Here is an 18,875-nt window from a genome sequence, read left to right as displayed (position 1 = left end):
AGTATACGCAGCCGGTCACGCAACGAGGTTTAAGAATTGTCAGAAAAGTGTGGCCGGCCAGCGGTGCCGGGCGCGGCGGGACACGTGATGCGCGCCTTCAGCGGCGGCGCATCAGGAACACGAAGGTCTTGTCCTGGGTCGTCGATTCGACGATCTCGTTGCCCGTCTGCTTCGCGAACGCGGCGAAATCGCGCTGCGAGCCCGGATCGGTCGCGAGCACCTTGAGGATCTGCCCGCTTTCCATATCGGCAAGCGCTTTCTTGGCACGCAGGATCGGCAACGGGCAATTGAGCCCGCGCGCGTCCACTTCCTTGTGAATCTGCATCGGTTGTCGACCTTCGAATGACGCGCCACACGTGGCGCGGGAGGAAGCCGCGATTTTACCGCAGCGCCGCCGCGCCTGCCCGGGCCGCCGACGGCCGGACGCCCGCGGGCACCCGGCTCACGCGCCGGAGAAGCCGCCCGCGAGCCGCTCGCGCAGGTGCCGCACGAGCGCGCGCACCGCACTCGGCACGACCGGGCTGTACGGGCGGATCGCGAAAATGTGGTCGCCGAACGCGCCCGACGGACGCCAGCCGTCGAGCAACGCGACGAGCCGGCCGGCGTCGAGATCGCGCCGCGCGCTGAAATCGGGCAGCAGCGCGATGCCGAGCCCGCCGAGCGCGGCCTCCCGCATCGCCTCGCTGTTGTTCGCCGCGAAACTGCCGCGCACCGGCACGCTCACGCGCTCGCGCCGGCGGCCGTCCGGCTCGAAGCTCCACGCGGCCGGCTCGTTGTCGCGCAGGTAGCACAGGCAGCTGTGATCGACGAGCTCGCTGGGGTGGCGCGGCGCGCCGCGCGCGTCGAGATAGTCGCGACTCGCGACCAATAGCGAACGCGTGTCGCACAGCTTCCACGCGACGTGAGTTTGCGGCGCGGTGGTCGTATGGCGGATCGCGAGGTCGAAGCCCTCCTGCGTCAGCGAATGCAGGCGGTCCGACAGGTCGAGCTCGATCTGGACACCCGGATGCTGGCGCAGGAACTCGGGCAGGTGCGGCACGACCTGCTGGCGCCCGAGCGCGACCGGCACCGTGACACGCAGCAGCCCGCGCGGCTCGCCGGCGAGATCCTTCACGCGCGCGAAATGCTGGCCGATCGACTCGAACGCGTCGCGCGTGCTGTCGACGAGCGTCTGGCCCGCGTCGGTGAGCCGCACGCTGCGCGTGGTGCGGCGCACGAGCGGCACGCCGGCCGCCTTTTCGAGATCGGCGATGCGCTGGCTCATCGCGGCCTTGCTGATGCCGAGCCGCTGCGCGGCAGCCGTGAAACTGCCGGCCGCGGCCAGCACCGTCAGCGAATGGATATGCGGCCAGAGCGCCTGGACATTTTGCTGATTCATCCAGTAATTATTCAGAATTCTGAACAGTGAATCAAGCTGCGCGGCCTTCTCCCGGCCGGCCGCTTTGCCTAGACTAGGCCCGGTTCACCCCCCCATCCCAGGAGACACGCATGACCACGGTTCCCGCGTATACGTCCGACGCCGACGTCGGCCACTACATCGACGGCGCGCCCGTCGCCGGCCGCAGCGGCCGCTTCCAGGATGTCCTCAATCCGTCGCTCGGCCGCGCGGTGCGCCGCGTCGCGCTCGCCGGCAACGACGAAGTCGAGCGGGCCGTCGCGTCCGCCCACGCCGCGTTCCCGGACTGGGCCGCGACACCGCCGATCCGCCGCGCGCGCGTGCTGCACCGCTTCCTGCAACTGATGAACGAGCACCGCGACACGCTCGCGGCAATCATCACGGCCGAGCACGGCAAGGTGTTCTCCGACGCGCAGGGCGAAGTCGCGCGCGGCATCGACATCGTCGAATTCGCATGCGGCGTGCCGCAACTGCTGAAGGGCGACTTCACCGACCAGGTCAGCACCGGCATCGACAACTGGACGATGCGCCAGCCGCTCGGCGTCGTCGCGGGCATCACGCCGTTCAACTTCCCGTGCATGGTGCCGTGCTGGATGTTCCCGGTCGCGCTCGCGACGGGCAACACGTTCGTGCTGAAGCCGAGCGAGCGCGACCCGTCGGCCGCGCTGTTCATCGCCGACCTGCTCGCGCAGGCAGGGCTGCCGGCCGGCGTGTTCAACGTCGTGCAGGGCGACAAGGGCGCGGTCGATGCGCTGCTCGACCACCCGGACGTGCAGGCCGTCAGCTTCGTCGGCTCGACGCCGATCGCGGCCTACGTGCAGCAGCGCGCGGTGCAGTCGGGCAAGCGCGTGCAGGCGCTCGGCGGCGCGAAGAACCACCTCGTCGTGATGCCCGACGCGAACGTCGAGCAAGCGGTCGACGCGCTGATCGGCGCCGCGTACGGCTCGGCCGGCGAGCGCTGCATGGCGATCAGCATCGCGGTGCTGGTCGGCGACGTGGCCGACCAGATCGTGCCGGCCGTGGCCGAGCGCGCGCGCAAGCTGGTGATCGGCGACGGGATGTCGCCGGAAGTCGAGATGGGACCGATCGTCACCGGCGAAGCGCTCAAGCGCATCGAAGGCTATATCGAGCAAGGCGTGAACGAGGGCGCGCAACTGGTGGTGGACGGGCGCGGGCTGCGCGTGCCGGGCCGCGAGGCCGGCTTCTTCACCGGCGGCACGCTGTTCGATCACGTGCGCCCCGACATGCGGATCTACAAGGAAGAAATCTTCGGGCCGGTGCTCGGCTGCGTGCGCGTGAAGGACTTCGGCGAAGCGGTCGACCTGATCAACGCGCACGAATTCGGCAACGGCGTGTCGTGCTTCACGAGCGACGGCGGCATCGCGCGCGAATTCGCGCGGCGCATCCAGGTCGGGATGGTCGGCATCAACGTGCCGATCCCGGTGCCGATGGCGTGGCACGGCTTCGGCGGCTGGAAGAAGAGCCTGTTCGGCGACATGCACGCGTACGGCGAAGAAGGCGTGCGCTTCTACACGCGTCAGAAGTCGGTGATGCAGCGCTGGTCGTCGAGCATCGGCAAGGGCGCCGAATTCGCGATGCCGACCGCGAAGTAAGCCGGCCGGTGCGCCATCCGCCGATCCGTTCGGCGGGCGGCGCACCGGCAGTCGGGATCAACCGGCCTTCGTGCCATGCGCACCGTCGGCGGTCGGCAGATACGACAGCTCGAGCCGGTACGCGAGCGCGACGAACAGGCTCTGCGCGAGGCCCATCGTGGCCGTCAGCGCGCGGAAGCCGAACGTCGCGCTGTCCTGCACCATCAGCGTCACTTCCGCCTCGCGCGCGAGCGGGCTCATCCGGCTGTCGGTGATCGCGATCAGCCGCGCGCCGCGCCGCGCGGCCTGCTGCGCGACCTGCACGGTCTCGTCCGCGTACGGCATGAACGAGATCACGATCATCACGTCGCCCTCGCGCACCGACCGGATCTGGCCGAGATGCATGCTGCCGAGCGCGCTGAACAGCCCGATGCGCTTGTCGGTGTGCTGCAGCGCATAGTCGAGATACACGGCGATCGGAAACGCGCGCCGCGACCCGGCGATCCAGATCGCCTGCGTCTCGGCGAGCAGGTCGACGGCCTGCGCGAGCGCCTGCGAATCGAGCGTCTGCCGCAACTGCTGCATTCCGGCAATGCTGCCCTTGATGAATTCGTCGGCGATCTGTTCCGGTTGCAGGCTCGACGAACCCGATTCGATCACGTCGCGCACACGCAGGTTGTAGGCGCGCCCCGGCGCGATCTGCTGCGCGAGCCCTTCGCGGAACAGCCGCTGCATCTCCGAGAAACCGGAGAAGCCGAAGTGCTTCGCGAAGCGCACGACGGCCGACGGCTGGACGCCGCAGGCCTCGGCGAGCGACTGGATGCCCTCCAGCCCAAGCTGGTCCCGATGCGTTTCCACGTGGCGCGCGATCACCTTCAGGCGATTGCTGAGGCCGTCGTACTCCTGCGTCAGGTGTTGCAGGAACTGCTCGACGGTGGCGGGAGGTTTCTCGGATGAACTCATCGGATAGCGCGAAGTTGACGGCCCCGATGCGCGCGCGTGGCTGGCCGGCGCGGCCCGGGGCTCGACTGGATACATGCATGAAGGGCGAATTTAATCACGTTTGCGGCACGGCCCGCGCCGCCCCGCTCGCTCCCACGCGCTCGATCATCACTTGCATACGCTCCACGGCAAGACTGGAAGCGATTGTCCAACGCGCTCGCGGCGGCGTAAAGATCAGGATGTGTACCGAGGCCGGCCGTCGCGCCGACGCGCGGCGCGGCCGGCCCGCCTCCGTTCAACGATAGTCGACCCACACGCTGCCCGCGTCGGCGGAACGCACGCAATTCTCGACCCAGCGCACGCCCTCGACGCCCGCGTGCACGTCCGGAATGCGGATGGCCTTCACCGCCGCGGCGTCGCCGCGATCAGCCGCGTCCATCGCGAGCGCGAAGCGCGCGTAGAGATTCGACCATGCTTCGAACAGCCCTTCCGGATGCCCGGCGCCGATGCGGTCTTCGCGCAAGGCGTGCGGATGCAGGTACGGCATCCCGCGATCGAGCACCTGCGCGGGATGCCCCTGGATTTCGTAGCGCAACTGGTTCGGGTGTTCATCCCACCATTCGATGCTCGCCTTCGAACCGATCACGCGCACCTTCTGCCCATGCATCGAGCCGGCGTTCACCGCGCTCGACCACACGTAGCCGATCGCGCCGGTGTCGTATTCCATGATCGTGAACGCGTTGTCCTCGAGCGGCGCGCGGCTCTTCACGAAGCTCTGCCGCGAACACATCAGCCGGCGGATCTTCAGCGCCGGCGCCATCACCTCGGAGATGTACAACGGATGCGTGCCGATATCGCCCAGCACGTAGCTCGGGCCCGCGAACTTCGGATCGACGCGCCAGCGCGCGGCCGCGCTCGCGGCCTCGACGCCCTCGCTGTGGAAGCCGTGCGCGAACTGCATCTGCACGATGCGGATCTCGCCGAGGCCGCCGCGCGCGATCATCTCGCGCGCCTGCTCGATCATCTGGTGTCCGGAATAGCCGTACGCGACGCCGACGATCCGGTTCTTCTCGACCGACAGGCGCTGCAGCGCCTCGGCCTCCTCGGTCGTGAAGCACAGCGGCTTCTCGCAGACCACGTGCAACCCCGCGTTCAGCGCGGCGCGGCAGATCTCGAAGTGCGTGTTGTTCGGCGTCGCGATCGATACCGCGCGAATGCCGTCCGGGCGCCGCGCCTCGGCGTCGAACATCGTCGCGTAGTCGGGATAGCAGCGCTCGGCCGCGACGCCCAGTTTCACGCCGAACTGGCGGCCGCGTTCGGGATCGATGTCGAATGCGCCGGCAACCAGTTGGAAGCTGCCGTCGCGCAGCGCGGCCGACCGGTGGCTGTAGCCGATCTGGCTGCCGAGCCCGCCGCCGACCATGCCCCAGCGAATCGAATGGCCAAGCAGAATCTGTCCGTCAATCATGATGGTGTTCCTGGTGCGTGTTCAGGGGATCATGCAAAACCGGCCGACGCGAGAAACGCGCGGCTCGCGGCGACGTCGCGCAGGCTCGTGCCGGCGTTGCGCGGGTCGCGCTCCTGTTCGATCGTGATGTAGCCGGCATAGCCGACGTCGACGAGCGCGCGGCGGATCGCCGGGTAATCGAGCACGCCGGCGCCGATCGGGCACATCACGCCGCGCGCGCACGCCGCGAAAAACGCGACGTGCTCGCCCATCACCGCGTCGTAGACGGCCGCGTCGATGTCCTTGAAATGCACGTAGTCGAGCCGCTCCGCATGGCGGCGCAGCCACGTTTCCGGGTCCATGCCCGAGTAATGCAGGTGGCCGGTGTCGAGACACAGGCCCGCCGTGTCGGCCGGAACATCGGCGACGATCCGGTCGATCTCGTCCGCGAATTCGATATGGCCGCCCGCATGCGGATGGATCACCGCGCGCACGCCGAATTCGTCGCGCGCGATCGTCGCGACCTGCCGGATGTGGTCGACCATTCGCGCCCAGCGTGCGTCGGACAGCCGCGGCGCGTGATCGCCGTGGCCGGCCGCGTAGTCGCGCGCCTCGTGGCCCCAGTCGATCACGACGAGGTACGGCGCCGCGTAGCGCTGGCCGTCCTGCGTCGGCAGCTTCGGCAACCGCGTGATCAGCGCGCAGATGTCGCGCGTCTGGCGCAGCAGGTTCGGCAGGTTCTCCGGCGACACGAGGTCGTCGAAGATCGTGCCGGCCGTGATGCTCAGGCGCTGGCGCTCGAGCTCGGCGCTCACCACGTCGAGGTCGAGCGGGATGTAGCCGTACGGCCCGAGCTCGATGCCCGAATAGCCGGCCTGCGCGGCCTCGGCGAGCACGTGCCGCCACGGCGGCAGGTGCGGGTTCTTCACGTCGTCGACGCCCCAGCAGCACGGCGCGCAGCCAATCTTCATCGTCATTCGGTCGATCCAGCAAGTAAGCGGCGAACGCGCGGGTCAGCCGCGATAAAACGCGGGACGGTCGGCCATCGCGATCGGCTCGACCGCGCCGCTCTTCTGGGCCCGCACGCACGCGTCGGCCGCGACCGCCGCCGCGTAGCCGTCCCACGCGGACGGCCCGGTCAGCGCGCCCTGCCGCACGCCGTCGATGAACGCCTGCAGCTCGACGTCGTACGACGCGATGAAGCGCTCCTTCCAGTCGGTCATGATCTCGACCGACTGCCGCGCCGCATGCTTGAGCCCGACGGCCGGCGGATCGGGCAGCTTCGCGATGCCCTGCTCGCCGACCACCTCGCACTGGATGTCGTAGCCGTACTGGCAGTTCACGAAGATCTCGACGTCGATGCGCACGCCGCTCGCGGTTTCGAGCAGCACGATCTGCGGATCGGCGAGATGCGTGCTCGCATGGCGCGTCTTCTTCGGATAGACGACCTGCGCGCTCGTGTAATCCTCGCCGAGCAGCCAGCGCAGCACGTCGAGTTCGTGGATCAGCGTGTCGGTGATCGCCATGTCGGTGGTGTAGCGCTCGCCGACCGACTGGTTGCGGTGCGCGCAATGCAGCATCAGCGGCGCGCCGATCCGGCCGCTGTCGATCACGCGCTTGAGCGCGCGATAGCCTTCGTCGTACGGCCGCATGAAGCCGACCTGCACGAGCCGCTTGCCGTGCGCGACTTCGGCTTCGACGATCCGCATGCAGCCGTCGGCCGTGACGGCCAGCGGCTTCTCGCAGAACACCGGCTTGCCGTGCGCGATCGCGTCGAGCACGAACGCTTCGTGCGTCGGCCCCCACGACGTGACGAGCACGGCCTGCACGTCGGCGGCGGCGACCACTTCGTGGCCGTCGCCGTAGATCTCGGCGTCGAGCCCGTACTTCGACACCGCGTCGCGCGCCTGCCGCGGCTCGATGTCGTTGACGGCCACGACGCGCGCGCCGGACAGCGTGCGGGTCAGTCTGCGAATGTGGTCCTGGCCGATCGCGCCGCAGCCGATCACGCCGATTTGCAAGGTCATGCAGTCTCTCCAGTCGTTCGTTCATCAGCGGCGCGGCCCGTGCCGCGCCGGTCGGTAATCGGTCAGCGTGCGGTGCGATCGATCGGGTCGTAGCCGAGCTCGGCCGCCGCGTGCGGCAGCCGGTCGAGCGGCAGGTGGCGAATCATGCAGGGGTCCGGCGCGATCTTCATCTTCTTCCCGGGTCGTTCCGTGGTTTCGGGGTTCGGTGGTTTCGGCGGCGGTGGGCTCGATCAGCGACGCGATTTCTTGTTGCGGTACTGATCGGCGATCACGGCTGCGACGATGATCGCGCCCTTCACCATCTCCTGGTAATACGCGTCGATGCGGATGAACGTGAAGCCCGACGTCATCACGCCGAGGATCAGCACGCCGATCACGGTGCCCGTCACGCGGCCGAGGCCGCCCGACAGCGACGTGCCGCCGATCACGACGGCCGCGATCGCATCGAGCTCGTACATCACGCCCATGCCCGACTGGCCGGAAATCGCGCGCGCGGCCGTCACGGTGCCGGCGATGCCGCTCAACAGGCCCGCGATCGCGTAGACGAAAATCAGGTGCCGCGTGACGTTGATGCCCGACACGACGGCCGCATGGCGGTTCGCGCCGATCGCATACGTGTACTTGCCGAAGCGCGTGTAGCGCAGCACGACGTGGAAGATCGCGGCCACCACCAGGAAGATGATCACCGGATTCGCCCCCGCGCCGATCGCCGCGAACGGATCGGTCAGCATCGACACCGGCATCCCGTTGGTGAACCACTTCGCGAAGCCGCGCGCGGCGACCATCGTGCCGAGCGTCGCGATGAACGGCGGGATACCCGTCAGCGCGATCAGCGTGCCGTTCAGCAGGCCGACCAGCAGCCCGACGCACACGCCGGCCAGCACCGGCCAGATGACCGGCAGGTCGGTCAGGTGCGGAAACACCGCGCGCGGGAAGTCGGACACCTGCGCGAGGCTCGCCGACACGACGGCGGCCGCCGCGACGACCGACCCCGACGACAAGTCGATCCCGCTGGTGATGATCACGAGGTTCACGCCGACCGCGATGATGCCGATCACGGCCATCTGCAGCACGATGATCTCGAGCCGCTCGGCATTGAACAGGAAGCTCTGGCCGACGACGATCCAGCCGACGATCTCGAAGAACAGGCTGATGCCGACCAGCACGAGGAAGATGCTCAGTTCGGGCGGCCACTTCGCATGCCGCGACTTGAGTGTCATGGTCTGCGCATCCGCGACCGGGTTCAGGTTGCCCATTTCAGTTGTCTCCAATCTTGTTTCGGCTCAGCGCGACGCGAGATCCATGATGCGGACCTGGTCGGCGTCCTTGCGATCGACGATGCCGGTCATGCGCCCTTCGTGCATCACCATCACGCGATCGCTCATCCCCAGCACTTCCGGCATTTCGGAAGAAATCATCAGCACCGCGACGCCCTTGCCGGCGAGCGCGCTGACGAGCCGGTGAATCTCGGCCTTCGCGCCGACGTCGATGCCGCGCGTCGGTTCGTCGAGGATCAGGATGCGCGGCTGCGTGAGCAGCCACCGGCCGATCAACACCTTCTGCTGGTTGCCGCCCGACAGGTTCTGGATTTCCTCGTGCAGTCCGGGCGACTTCACGCGCAGCATCCGGCTCATTTCCTCGCAGTCGCGCTTCAACTGCGCCTGCTGCACGAAATTGAACTTCACGTAGCGGTGGCTCAACACCGCCGCTTCCATGTTCGCGAGCAGGTCGAGATTCAGGAAGCAGCCGGAATCCTTGCGGTCCTCGGTGAGGAACGCCATCCCGTGCTTCATCGCCTGCGCGGGCGTCGTGATCCGGACCGGCTTGCCGTCGATGCGGATCTCGCCCGAGGTAGCCGGCACGACGCCGAACAGCGCCTCCGCGACGTTCGAGCGCCCCGAGCCGACGAGGCCCGCGACGCCGAGGATCTCGCCCGCGCGCAGCTCGAAGCTCACGTCGCCGAACACGCCGTCGACGCACAGATCCTTCACCGACAGCACGACGTCGCCGATCGGCACCGCTTCCTTCGGGAACATCTGCGTGATCTCGCGCCCGACCATCATGCGGATGATGTCGTCGCGCGTGACGTCGCTCGACGCATGCGTGCCGATGTACTTGCCGTCGCGGAACACCGAGAACTCGTCGGCGATCTCGAACAGCTCGTTCATCTTGTGCGTGATGTAGACGATGCCCTTGCCCTGCTCGCGCAGCTGGCGAATGATCCGGAACAGGTGCGTGACTTCCTTGTCGGTCAGCGCGGAGGTCGGCTCGTCCATGATCAGCACGTCCGAGTCGAACGACACGGCCTTCGCGATCTCGACCATCTGGCGGCTCGCGACGGTCAGCGTGCGCACGTCGGTTTCCGGATCGATGTCGATCGACAGCCGCTCGAACAGCGCGGCCGTACGGCGGCGCAACTCGGCGTGATCGATCAGGCCGAAGCGGTTCTTCGGTTCGCGGCGGATCCAGATGTTCTCCGCGACCGTCATGTACGGCATCAGGTTGAGCTCCTGATGGATCATCGCGATCCCGCGGTCGAGCGCATCGAGCGGGCCGTTCAGCACGACCGGTTCGCCGTTGATCAGGATTTCGCCCTGGTCGGGCGTGTAGACGCCCGCGATGATCTTCATCAGCGTGGACTTGCCGGCGCCGTTCTCGCCCATCAGCGCATGCACGGTGCCGCGGCGCACGCGGAACTGCACGCCGTCGAGCGCGACGACGCCGGGAAAGGACTTGCCGACGCCGCGCACTTCGAGCACGCAGTCGGCCATGGGCGCACCGGACGAACCCGGCGCGGCGGACGACGCGGCCGGCGCGCTTTCGCTGGCCATCGAGCGCGCGATCCTGGCTGTAAACATGGACGTTCCTCGAAAATCGCGCGCGAACCCGGCCGCGCCGGGCCCGCGCAGTTCAGCGGAAAAACCGGTCAGTGCTTCGCGTACTGGTTCATGTTCTCCGGCGTCACGAGTTCGAACGGCACGTTCACGTAGCGATCGACCGGCTGCTTCCTCGCGAGCTTGAGCGCCGCGGCCACCGCCTGCGCGCCCTGCCCGGTCGCGTTCTGGTAGACCGATACCTTCAGCTCGCCGGCCTTCATCGCCGCGAGCCCGTCCGGCGTCGCGTCGATGCCCGCGACGACCGTTTTCGGCGTGAGCTTGCGCGCGGCCTTCAGCGCATTGATCGCGCCGATCGCCATCTCGTCGTTGTTCGACACGATCGCGTCGAACTTGGTCCCGGAGCTCAGCCAGTTCATCGTGATGTCCTGGCCCTGCGTGCGGCTCCACTTGCCTTCGCGCTTGTCGACGATCTTCATGCCCGAGCATTCCTTCGTCGCGATCACGTCCTCGATGTCCTTGGTGCGCGCGCGCGCCGATTCGTTGGACAGCTCGCCCATCAGCACGAGCAGGTCGCCCTTGCCACCGAGCAGCTTGCACACCTGGCGCGCCTGCAGCGTGCCCGACTGCTTTTCGTCGGACGCGACGACCGCGACGCCGGCCGGCAGCTTGTCGAAATCGACCGGCTTGCGGTTCACGTAGACGAGCGGGATCTTCGCCGCCGTCACCATCTTCGTGATCTTCGGCGTCGCGTCGGTATCGACCGCGTTCACGATGATCGCGTCGACCTTCTGCGCGATCATGTTCTGGACCTGGCTCAACTGCTTGCCGACGTCATTGCCGCCGTCCTCGATCTGCACCGTCGCGCCGTCCTTCTTCGCCGAATCGGCGATGCTGTTGCGCAGGATGGTCAGGAACGTGTCGTCGAACGATGCCATCGTCACGCCGATCTTCTCGGCATGCGCAAGCGGCGCAGCCAGGATCGCGGCAGCCGCGACGGCCATCAGCTTGGTCTTCATGATCAATCTGTCTCCTCATCTCCGGGGGCGGAAGACGGCGCGTTGCGCGCCGCCGGGCCGAGTCCGATCGGGGCCGATCGGGACTGAAGCATCCGGATGAAACTGTAGATCACTTCCTCGAAAATTTGGAAATTTATTTCTACGTGATTTCACCTAGGGAACTGGATTTCCAAAAAGTCTAGACTCCGTTCCGTAGCCCGAATCCCGGCGACAGGCAGCCCCATGTCGTGCAGCTCATGCGGACAGCCGCCGCCGGATCGATCCCCTAATCTGCCGGCAGCGCCGAACGCCGGCCGCGAGCGTGACACGTGATATGAGCCTGCTGAACTTTCCGAGTGACCGCCCCATCGATCTCGCCTGCCTCGGCCGCGTGGCCGTGGATCTCTATGCGCAGCAGTACGGCAGCCGCCTCGAGGACGCGCGCAGCTTCCAGATGTATCTCGGCGGCTCGTCGGGCAACGTCGCGTTCGGCGTCGCGCGGCTCGGACTGAAGACCGCGATGATTTCGCGCGTCGGCGACGAGCAGATGGGCCGCTTCCTGCGCGAGACGCTCGAGCGCGAAGGCTGCGACACGAGCCAGCTGCAGACCGACCGCGAGCGCCTCACCGCGCTGGTGCTGCTCGGGCTGAAGGATCGCGATACGTTTCCGCTGCTGTTCGTACGCGAGAACTGCGCGGACATGGCCGTGCGCGCCGACGAGATCAGCGAGGACTTCATCGCCGGTTGCCGCGCGCTGGCCATCACCGGCACGCACCTGTCGACGCCGGGCACGCGCGAGGCGTCGCTGACCGCGCTCGGTTATGCGCGCCGCCACGGCGCCGTGCGGATTCTCGACATCGACTACCGGCCGGTGCTGTGGGGGCTCACCGCGCGCGGCGCCGGCGAAAACCGCTACGTGCCCGACGCGCAGGTGACGCGGCAACTGCAGCAGGTGCTCGGCGAATTCGACTTGCTGGTCGGCACCGAGGAGGAATTCCTGATCGCGGGCGGCGTGCCGCATGATTTGATCGGGTCGTTGCAGGCGGTGCGCGCGGTCACGAACGCGACGCTGGTCGTCAAGCGCGGCGCGCTCGGCTGCTGCGTGATCGAAGGCGACGTTCCCGCGCGCATCGACGAGGCGCCGACCTTTCTCGGCGAGCGCGTCGAAGTGCTCAACGTGCTCGGCGCGGGCGACGCGTTCCTGTCGGGCCTGCTGTCCGGGCTGCTGCGCGGGCGCGACTGGGCCGAATCGACGCGCATCGCGAACGCGTGCGGCGCGATCGTCGTGTCGCGCCACGCGTGCTCGGCCGCGATGCCGACGCCGGCCGAACTCGCGCACTGGTTCGACGGCAGTCGCAATCCGCAGGTCGACGCCGATCGCACGCTCGCGCACCTGCATCGCGTGACGGTGCCGCGCCGCGAATGGGACGATCTCTGCGTAATGGCGTTCGACCATCGCAGCCAGTTCTACGAGCTCGCGGTGCAGGCCGGCGCGGACGAAGCGCGGATCAAGACGCTGAAGCGCCTGCTCGTGCGCGCGGTCGAACAGGTCGAGCGCGATCGCGGGATCGCCGGCCACGTCGGCGTGTTGATCGACGGCGGCGCGTACGGCAGCGACGCGCTCGCGTCGGCCACCGGGCGCGGCTGGTGGGTCGGCCGCCCGGTCGAGCTGCCGGGCTCGCGGCCGCTGCGCTTCGACGACACGCGCTCGGTCGGCTCGTCGCTCACGCATTGGCCGACCGAACAGGTCGTGAAGTGCCTCGTTCACTATCACCCCGACGACCCCGTCGACCTGCGCGTCGAGCAGGAGCAGCGCGTGCTGGAGCTGTGGGAAGCGACGCGCGCGAGCGGCAACGAGCTGCTGCTGGAAATGATTCCGCCGCGCGCGGTGACGCCGGCCGGCACCGAGGACGACGCGGTGCTGCGCACGGTCGCGCGCTTCTACAACCTCGGCGTGAAGCCCGAATGGTGGAAGCTCACGCCGCTGAGCGCCGACGGCTGGGCGCGGCTCGCCGCGCTGATCGCCGAGCGCGATCCGTACTGCCGCGGCGCGGTGATCCTCGGCCTGAACCAGCCGCTGCAATACCTGGTCGACAGCTTCCGCTCGGCGACCGACCCGATCGTCAAGGGCTTCATGGTCGGGCGCACGCTGTGGGCCGATGCGTCGCTGAACTGGTTCGCGGCCCGGATCGACGATCAGGCGCTGATCGACGAAGTGGCCGGCAACTTCGCGCAACTGGTCGACGCGTGGCTGGGCCGCCGGGCCGCCGCGCGCGCCGCCGCGGCCTGATGCCCGTGTTCGTGACGCCCCCCCCCCGACTTCTCTCTATCGACCGACGATGACCACCACCGTAAGACTGACCGTCAGCCAGGCGCTCGTGCGCTACCTGGCCGCCCTGCGCGCCGAAGTCGTCCAGCCGGACGGCCGCACCGAGATCCTGCCGTACTGCGGCGGCGTGTTCGCGATCTTCGGCCACGGCAACGTGGCCGGGCTCGGCGAGGCGCTGCACGCGGAGAAGGACCGGCTGCCGACGTTTCGCGCGCACAACGAGCAAGGGATGGCCAACGCGGCCGTCGCGTTCGCGAAAGCGCATTTCCGCCAGCGGATGATGGCCGCGACGTCGAGCATCGGCCCCGGCGCGACCAACATGCTCACCTCCGCCGCGCTCGCGCACGTCGGCCGCTTGCCGCTGCTGTTGCTGCCCGGCGACGTGTTCGTGTCGCGGCTGCCCGACCCGGTGCTGCAGCAGGTCGAGGATTTCGAACAGGGCGACGTCAGCGCGAACGACTGCTTCCGGCCCGTGACGCGCTACTTCGACCGCATCACGTCGCCGGAACAACTGCTCGTCGCGCTGCCGCGCGCGATCCAGGTGATGACCGATCCCGCGCAATGCGGGCCCGTGTGCCTCGCGCTGCCGCAGGACGTGCAGACCTTCGCGTACGACTGGCCCGAGGATTTCTTCGCGCCGCCGGTGATCCGGATGCGCCGCTCGCCGGCCGACGCGCTCGAACTCGCCGATGCGCTCGACGTGCTGAAGGCCGCGAAGAAGCCGCTGATCGTCGCGGGCGGCGGCGTGCTGTACAGCCAGGCGTGGGACGCGCTGCGCACGTTCGCCGACACGCACGGCGTGCCGGTCGCCGAATCGCAGGCCGGCAAGGGCAGCCTCGCGTGGGACCACCCGCTGAACCTCGGCTCGATCGGCGTGACGGGCTCGCCCGCCGCGAACCGCGCGGCCGCGCAGGCCGACGTCGTGTTCGCGGTCGGCACGCGGCTGCAGGATTTCACGACCGGCTCGCATGCGCTCTACGGCGACGCGACGCTGCTGAGCCTGAACGTGCAGCCGTTCGACGCGGGCAAGAAGCGCGGCCGGCAACTGGTGGCCGATGCGCGCACGGGCCTCGGCCAGCTGTCGGTCGCGCTGGCCGGCTGGCGCGCCGACCCGGCGTGGACCGCCGCGAACCGCGACCAGGCCGCCGCCTGGAACACGCGCGTGACGGACGTGACCACCCGGATTCCGAAGGACACGCTGCCGTACGACGCGGAAGTGATCGGCGCGGTGCGCGACTCCGCGGCCGACGCGGGGCGCGACAGCGCGCGCGACGATCTGGTCGTCTGCGCGGCCGGCACGCTGCCGGCCGAGTTGCACAAGCTGTGGCGCAGCGGCGTGCCGGGCAACTACCACATGGACTATGCGTATTCGTGCATGGGCTACGAGGTCGCGGGCGGCCTCGGCGCGAAGCTCGCGCGGCCCGAGCGCGAAGTGATCGTGATCGTCGGCGACGGCTCGTACATGATGCTCAACGCGGAACTCGCGACGTCCGTGATGCTCGGCCGCAAGCTCATCGTCGTGATCCTCGACAACCGCGGCTACGGCTGCATCGAGCGGCTGCAACTCAATTGCGGCGGCGCGAGCTTCAACAACATGCTCGACGACTGCGTGCCCGAAGGCGGCGAACGCTCGACGATCGACTTCGCGATGCACGCACGCGCGATGGGCGCCGACGCCGCGCATGTGCGCGACGTCGGCGAGCTGCGCCACGAAATGAAGCGCGCGCGTGCGGCGACGACGAGCCAGGTGCTCGTGATCGACACCACGCACCGGCGCACGACCGACGACGGCGGCGCGTGGTGGGAAGTCGCGGTGCCGCAGGTGTCCGAACGCGCCGGCGTCGAAGCGGCGCACCGCGCGTATCTCGACGCGAAGACCCGCCAGCGGCGCTGATCCGTCCACCCTTTCCATCGGCCGCGCCGAGACAACCCCATTCGAACCCAGGAAACACGTCATGAGCTGGAACGTCCGCATCGGTATCAATCCCCTGTCATGGATGAACGACGACCTGCCGTCGCTCGGCGGCGAGACGCCGCTCGAAACGGCGCTGAAGGAAGGCGCCGAAATCGGCTATGCGGGCTTCGAGCTCGGCAACAAGTTTCCGAAGACGGGCCCCGAACTGAAGGCGAAGCTCGCCGAATTCGGGCTCGTGTGCGTGTCGGGCTGGTATTCGGGCTTCCTCGCGGAGCTCGCGCCGGGCATGACCGACGCCGATGCCGTCGCGGCCGAAATCGAGCGCTGCCGCGCGCACATGACGAAGCTGCAGTACAACGACGTGAAGGTCGTCGTGTACGGCGAATGCGCGGGCACGATCCAGGGCAACATCGACACGCCGGTCGCGAAGCGGCCGCGTTTCGTCGACGACGCCGCGTGGCGGCGCTATGCGGCGCGCCTCGACGCGTTCGGCGCGCACCTGCTCGACACGTATGGCATCAAGCTTGCCTACCATCACCACATGGGCGCATACGTCGAGTCGCCGGACGACGTGGACCGGCTGATGGCGCTGACCGATCCCGCGAAGGTGTTCCTGCTGTTCGACACCGGCCATGCGTATTTCGGCGGCGCGGCCGACCCGGTGACGCTGCTGAAGAAGCACGTGTCGCGCGTCGCGCACGTGCATTGCAAGGACGTGCGGCCGCAGGTCGTCAACCGGGCGCGCAACGACGGCTGGAGCTTCCTGAACGGCGTGATCAACGGCACCTTCACGGTGCCCGGCGACGGCGCGCTCGACTACGACGCGACGCTGCGCACGCTGAAGGACGCCGGCTACGAAGGCTGGCTCGTCGTCGAGGCCGAGCAGGACCCGGCCGTCGCACCGAGCTATGCGTATGCGAAGAAAGGCTACGAGTCGCTGCGCGCGATCGTCGACCGGTTGAGCGCGTGAGTTCGCACGCCAGCGCCGGAGCGCCCGAGCCCTACCCTATTGCGGAGACCCATTTCATGACGATTTCCCCCCTGCTGGTCAAGGCATCCGCCGACCGCGAAATCTGCAACGTCACGCCCGAATCGGCCGGCTGGAAACACGTCGGCTTTCGTGCGCTGCGCCTGAAGGCCGGTGATACCGAAACGCTCGACACCGGCACCCGCGAATTGTGCGTGGTCGTGCTGACGGGCACGGTGCGCGCCGAAGTCGACGGCGAAACCTACGATGCGCTCGGCAAGCGCGACAGCGTGTTCGACGACGTATCGCCGGACGCACTGTACGTACCAGGCGGCAAGACCGTCACGCTGGTGGCGACGCGCGATGCGGAAGTCGCGCTGTGCACCGCGCCGTACGCGAGCGGCGACAAGCGCGTGCGGCGTCTCGACGGCGAGCGGATGCGCCGCTCGGTGCGCGGGCAAGGCACCAACACGCGCTACGTGTGCGACATCCTGATGGGCGACAACCCGGCGGCCGACCGGCTGCTCGTCGTCGAAGTCGTCACGCCGGCCAGCCATTCGAGCAGCTATCCGCCGCACAAACACGACCGCGACGCGGCGCCCGACGAAACGTCGCTCGAGGAAACCTATTACCACCGGATCGATCCGCCGCAGGGCTTCGCGTTCCAGCGCGTGTACACCGACGACCGCAGCCTCGACGAGGCCTGCGCGGTCGAGAACCACGACGTCGTGATGGTGCCGCGCGGCTATCACCCGGTCGTTGCGCCTCACGGCTACAACCTGTACTACCTGAACGTGATGGCGGGCCCAAGCCGCGCGTGGGCGTTCAAGAACGATCCCGCGCACGAGTGGATGCTCGATGCGGCGCCGAAACGCTGAAACGCTGAAACGCTGAAACGCCGAAACGCCGACAGACTGAAACACCGACGTGCTGAAACGCCGAAGCACTGAACGGAAGACGGGCCGGCGCGCGGCCCGTGACGATGCGACGCCCGGCACGCGCGTACCGCGCCGGCCACGCTACGGAGCCGCCATGGTGACGCCCCCCTTTCGCCTCGAATTCCCCGCCTTCGACGACGATGCGTCGAACCCGGCGCTGCCGCACTTCAATGCGGCCGTCGCGCGCCGCATCGGAGAAATCGCAGTCAACCTCGCGTCGCGCCGCGGGCTGCCGATCGCGGTCAGCCTCGTCGGCGGGCAGGCGCCGCTGTTCTACTGCGCACTCGACGGCAGCGGCGCGCACGACAGCGATGCGATCCGCCGCCGACAGAACACGGTGCTGCATTTCGGCCAGAGTTCGCTTGCGGTCGGCGCCTGCTTTCGGCGTGCCGGCTGGTCGCTGCGCGCGCACGGCCTGTCGGACGACGACTACGCGCTCGACGGCGGCGGCGTGCCGTTGCGGCTCGCCGGCGCCGGCATCGTCGGCGCGATGACGATCGCGGGGCTCGGCTCCGAAGCCAATCACGCGCTCGTCGTCGAATGCCTGCGGTGGCACGTCGGCGCGCATGCGCTGGCGATGAGCGCATAGCGGCGCGACCGGCGCACACGCACCGTTCGCGTGGCCTGCGCGGATGCTCAGCGCAGCCCGCCGCTCGCGACGAGGCGCTCGCCGGTCAGCCAGCGTGCGTCGTCCGATGCGAGGAACACGGCGACCGACGCGATGTCGTTCGGCTCGCCGAGCCGGCCGAGCGGCGTCTGGCTACGCACCTGTGCGTCCATATCGGAACCGATGATGCCCGCGCTGTGCGTGCCTTCGGTCACGACCATCCCCGGGTTGATCGCGTTCACGCGGATCTTGCGCGGGCCGAGTTCGAGCGCGAGCACGCCGGTGATCGCGTCGACCGCGCCCTTCGTGCCGCTGTACACGGCGCTGGCCGGCGGCGTGATGCTGGTCACGACCGAACTGATGTTGATGATGCTCGCGCCTTCGCCGAGATGCTTGACCGCCGCCTGCGTGGTCAGCAGCACGCCGAACACGTTCGTGTCGAACTGCCGGCGGTAGTGTTCCTCGGTGATCGCTTCGATCGGCGCGAATTCGTACACGCCGGAGTTGTTGACGAGCACGTCGAGACGGCCGTACGTGTCGATCGCGGTATCGACGATGCGCTGCGCATCGGCGGCCTTCGACACGTCGCCGCCGACCGCGACCGCGCGGCCGCCCGCTTCGGTGATCGCGCTCACGACCGCATCCGCGCCCGCCTTGCTGCTCGCGTAGTTGACGACGACCGCCGCGCCTGCTTCGGCCAGTGCCTTCGCGATGCCCGCGCCGATGCCCTTCGATGCGCCCGTGACGATCGCGACCTTGCCTGCCAGCTTGCTCATGATTTCATTCCTCAGTCAGAAAACCTTCGATGGTTGGCGCCGGTTGCCGCGGCGATGGGTTGCGGCGGCAATCGGCCGGACTGGAAATTTACGTTGCGGCGCCGCAG

At 68.4% G+C, this 18,875-nt stretch carries 16 protein-coding genes and 1 pseudogene; 6 read left to right on the top strand and 11 right to left on the bottom strand.

Features of this window, described 5'->3' with window-relative positions; all coding sequences use genetic code 11:
* Window positions 1-97: 97 nt before the first annotated feature.
* Window positions 98-325, bottom strand: a complete 228-nt coding sequence (locus QZM72_RS18330; protein WP_006402122.1) for a sulfurtransferase TusA family protein — start codon at window positions 323-325, stop codon at window positions 98-100.
* A 117-nt stretch (window positions 326-442) separates the two neighbouring features.
* A complete protein-coding gene (locus QZM72_RS18325; RefSeq protein WP_089467249.1) occupies window positions 443-1,378 on the bottom strand; it encodes a LysR family transcriptional regulator in 936 nt (311 codons plus the stop codon).
* 110 nt (window positions 1,379-1,488) lie between these two features.
* Between QZM72_RS18325 and QZM72_RS18320 the strand changes: the two genes are divergently transcribed.
* On the top strand, window positions 1,489-3,009 hold the full coding sequence (locus QZM72_RS18320) for a CoA-acylating methylmalonate-semialdehyde dehydrogenase (protein WP_301738886.1): 1,521 nt from the start codon (window positions 1,489-1,491) through the stop codon (window positions 3,007-3,009).
* 57 nt (window positions 3,010-3,066) lie between these two features.
* Here the strand turns inward: QZM72_RS18320 and QZM72_RS18315 are convergent, their stop codons facing one another.
* From QZM72_RS18315 to QZM72_RS18280, 8 genes and pseudogenes are all read right to left on the bottom strand, one after another.
* Complete coding sequence (locus tag QZM72_RS18315) at window positions 3,067-3,951, bottom strand: MurR/RpiR family transcriptional regulator (protein WP_089467247.1); 885 nt, start codon at window positions 3,949-3,951, stop codon at window positions 3,067-3,069.
* Window positions 3,952-4,225: 274 nt separating this feature from the next.
* Window positions 4,226-5,398, bottom strand: a complete 1,173-nt coding sequence (locus tag QZM72_RS18310; protein WP_301738885.1) for a Gfo/Idh/MocA family protein — start codon at window positions 5,396-5,398, stop codon at window positions 4,226-4,228.
* 29 nt (window positions 5,399-5,427) lie between these two features.
* Window positions 5,428-6,354 carry a TIM barrel protein gene (locus QZM72_RS18305; protein ID WP_301738884.1) on the bottom strand — a complete coding sequence of 309 codons (927 nt, stop codon included), beginning with the start codon at window positions 6,352-6,354 and terminating at the stop codon, window positions 5,428-5,430.
* A gap of 36 nt (window positions 6,355-6,390) precedes the next feature.
* The gene (locus QZM72_RS18300) at window positions 6,391-7,404 is read right to left on the bottom strand and encodes a Gfo/Idh/MocA family protein (protein ID WP_301738883.1); all 1,014 of its coding nucleotides are present in this window, start codon (window positions 7,402-7,404) and stop codon (window positions 6,391-6,393) included.
* A gap of 65 nt (window positions 7,405-7,469) precedes the next feature.
* Window positions 7,470-7,574, bottom strand: a pseudogene (locus tag QZM72_RS18295) (sugar phosphate isomerase/epimerase); the annotation flags it as partial.
* A 60-nt stretch (window positions 7,575-7,634) separates the two neighbouring features.
* Window positions 7,635-8,660: an ABC transporter permease gene (locus QZM72_RS18290; RefSeq protein WP_126360995.1), complete on the bottom strand. Its 1,026-nt coding sequence runs from the start codon at window positions 8,658-8,660 to the stop codon at window positions 7,635-7,637.
* Between the two features lie 27 nt (window positions 8,661-8,687).
* Window positions 8,688-10,262 (bottom strand): sugar ABC transporter ATP-binding protein, encoded by a 1,575-nt coding sequence (locus QZM72_RS18285; RefSeq protein ID WP_301738881.1) that lies wholly within the window; start codon window positions 10,260-10,262, stop codon window positions 8,688-8,690.
* Window positions 10,263-10,330: 68 nt separating this feature from the next.
* Entirely contained in the window at window positions 10,331-11,257 is a 927-nt protein-coding gene (locus tag QZM72_RS18280) for a sugar ABC transporter substrate-binding protein (RefSeq protein WP_301738879.1), read from the bottom strand.
* A gap of 313 nt (window positions 11,258-11,570) precedes the next feature.
* On the opposite strand from QZM72_RS18280, the gene iolC reads away from it, so the two are divergent.
* The 5 genes from iolC to QZM72_RS18255 all read left to right on the top strand — a co-directional run bounded on the left by iolC (window position 11,571) and on the right by QZM72_RS18255 (window position 17,974).
* Complete coding sequence (gene iolC, locus QZM72_RS18275) at window positions 11,571-13,526, top strand: 5-dehydro-2-deoxygluconokinase (RefSeq protein WP_089467240.1); 1,956 nt, start codon at window positions 11,571-11,573, stop codon at window positions 13,524-13,526.
* Between the two features lie 49 nt (window positions 13,527-13,575).
* The gene (gene iolD, locus QZM72_RS18270; protein ID WP_301738878.1) at window positions 13,576-15,459 is read left to right on the top strand and encodes a 3D-(3,5/4)-trihydroxycyclohexane-1,2-dione acylhydrolase (decyclizing); all 1,884 of its coding nucleotides are present in this window, start codon (window positions 13,576-13,578) and stop codon (window positions 15,457-15,459) included.
* A gap of 61 nt (window positions 15,460-15,520) precedes the next feature.
* Window positions 15,521-16,450, top strand: coding sequence for a myo-inosose-2 dehydratase (gene iolE, locus QZM72_RS18265; protein WP_301738876.1), 930 nt, complete (start codon window positions 15,521-15,523; stop codon window positions 16,448-16,450).
* Window positions 16,451-16,506: 56 nt separating this feature from the next.
* A complete protein-coding gene (gene iolB, locus QZM72_RS18260) occupies window positions 16,507-17,325 on the top strand; it encodes a 5-deoxy-glucuronate isomerase (RefSeq protein WP_301738875.1) in 819 nt (272 codons plus the stop codon).
* Window positions 17,326-17,479: 154 nt separating this feature from the next.
* Window positions 17,480-17,974, top strand: coding sequence for a heme-degrading domain-containing protein (locus QZM72_RS18255; RefSeq protein WP_301738874.1), 495 nt, complete (start codon window positions 17,480-17,482; stop codon window positions 17,972-17,974).
* A gap of 47 nt (window positions 17,975-18,021) precedes the next feature.
* Here QZM72_RS18255 and QZM72_RS18250 read toward each other — a convergent pair whose 3' ends face one another.
* A complete protein-coding gene (locus QZM72_RS18250) occupies window positions 18,022-18,768 on the bottom strand; it encodes a glucose 1-dehydrogenase (RefSeq protein WP_089467236.1) in 747 nt (248 codons plus the stop codon).
* Window positions 18,769-18,875: the final 107 nt, after the last annotated feature.

Origin of the sequence: Burkholderia sp. AU45388, assembly GCF_030481585.1 — a bacterium.
Classification (GTDB): domain Bacteria; phylum Pseudomonadota; class Gammaproteobacteria; order Burkholderiales; family Burkholderiaceae; genus Burkholderia; species Burkholderia sola.
This window is presented reverse-complemented; position numbering and strand designations above follow the sequence as displayed.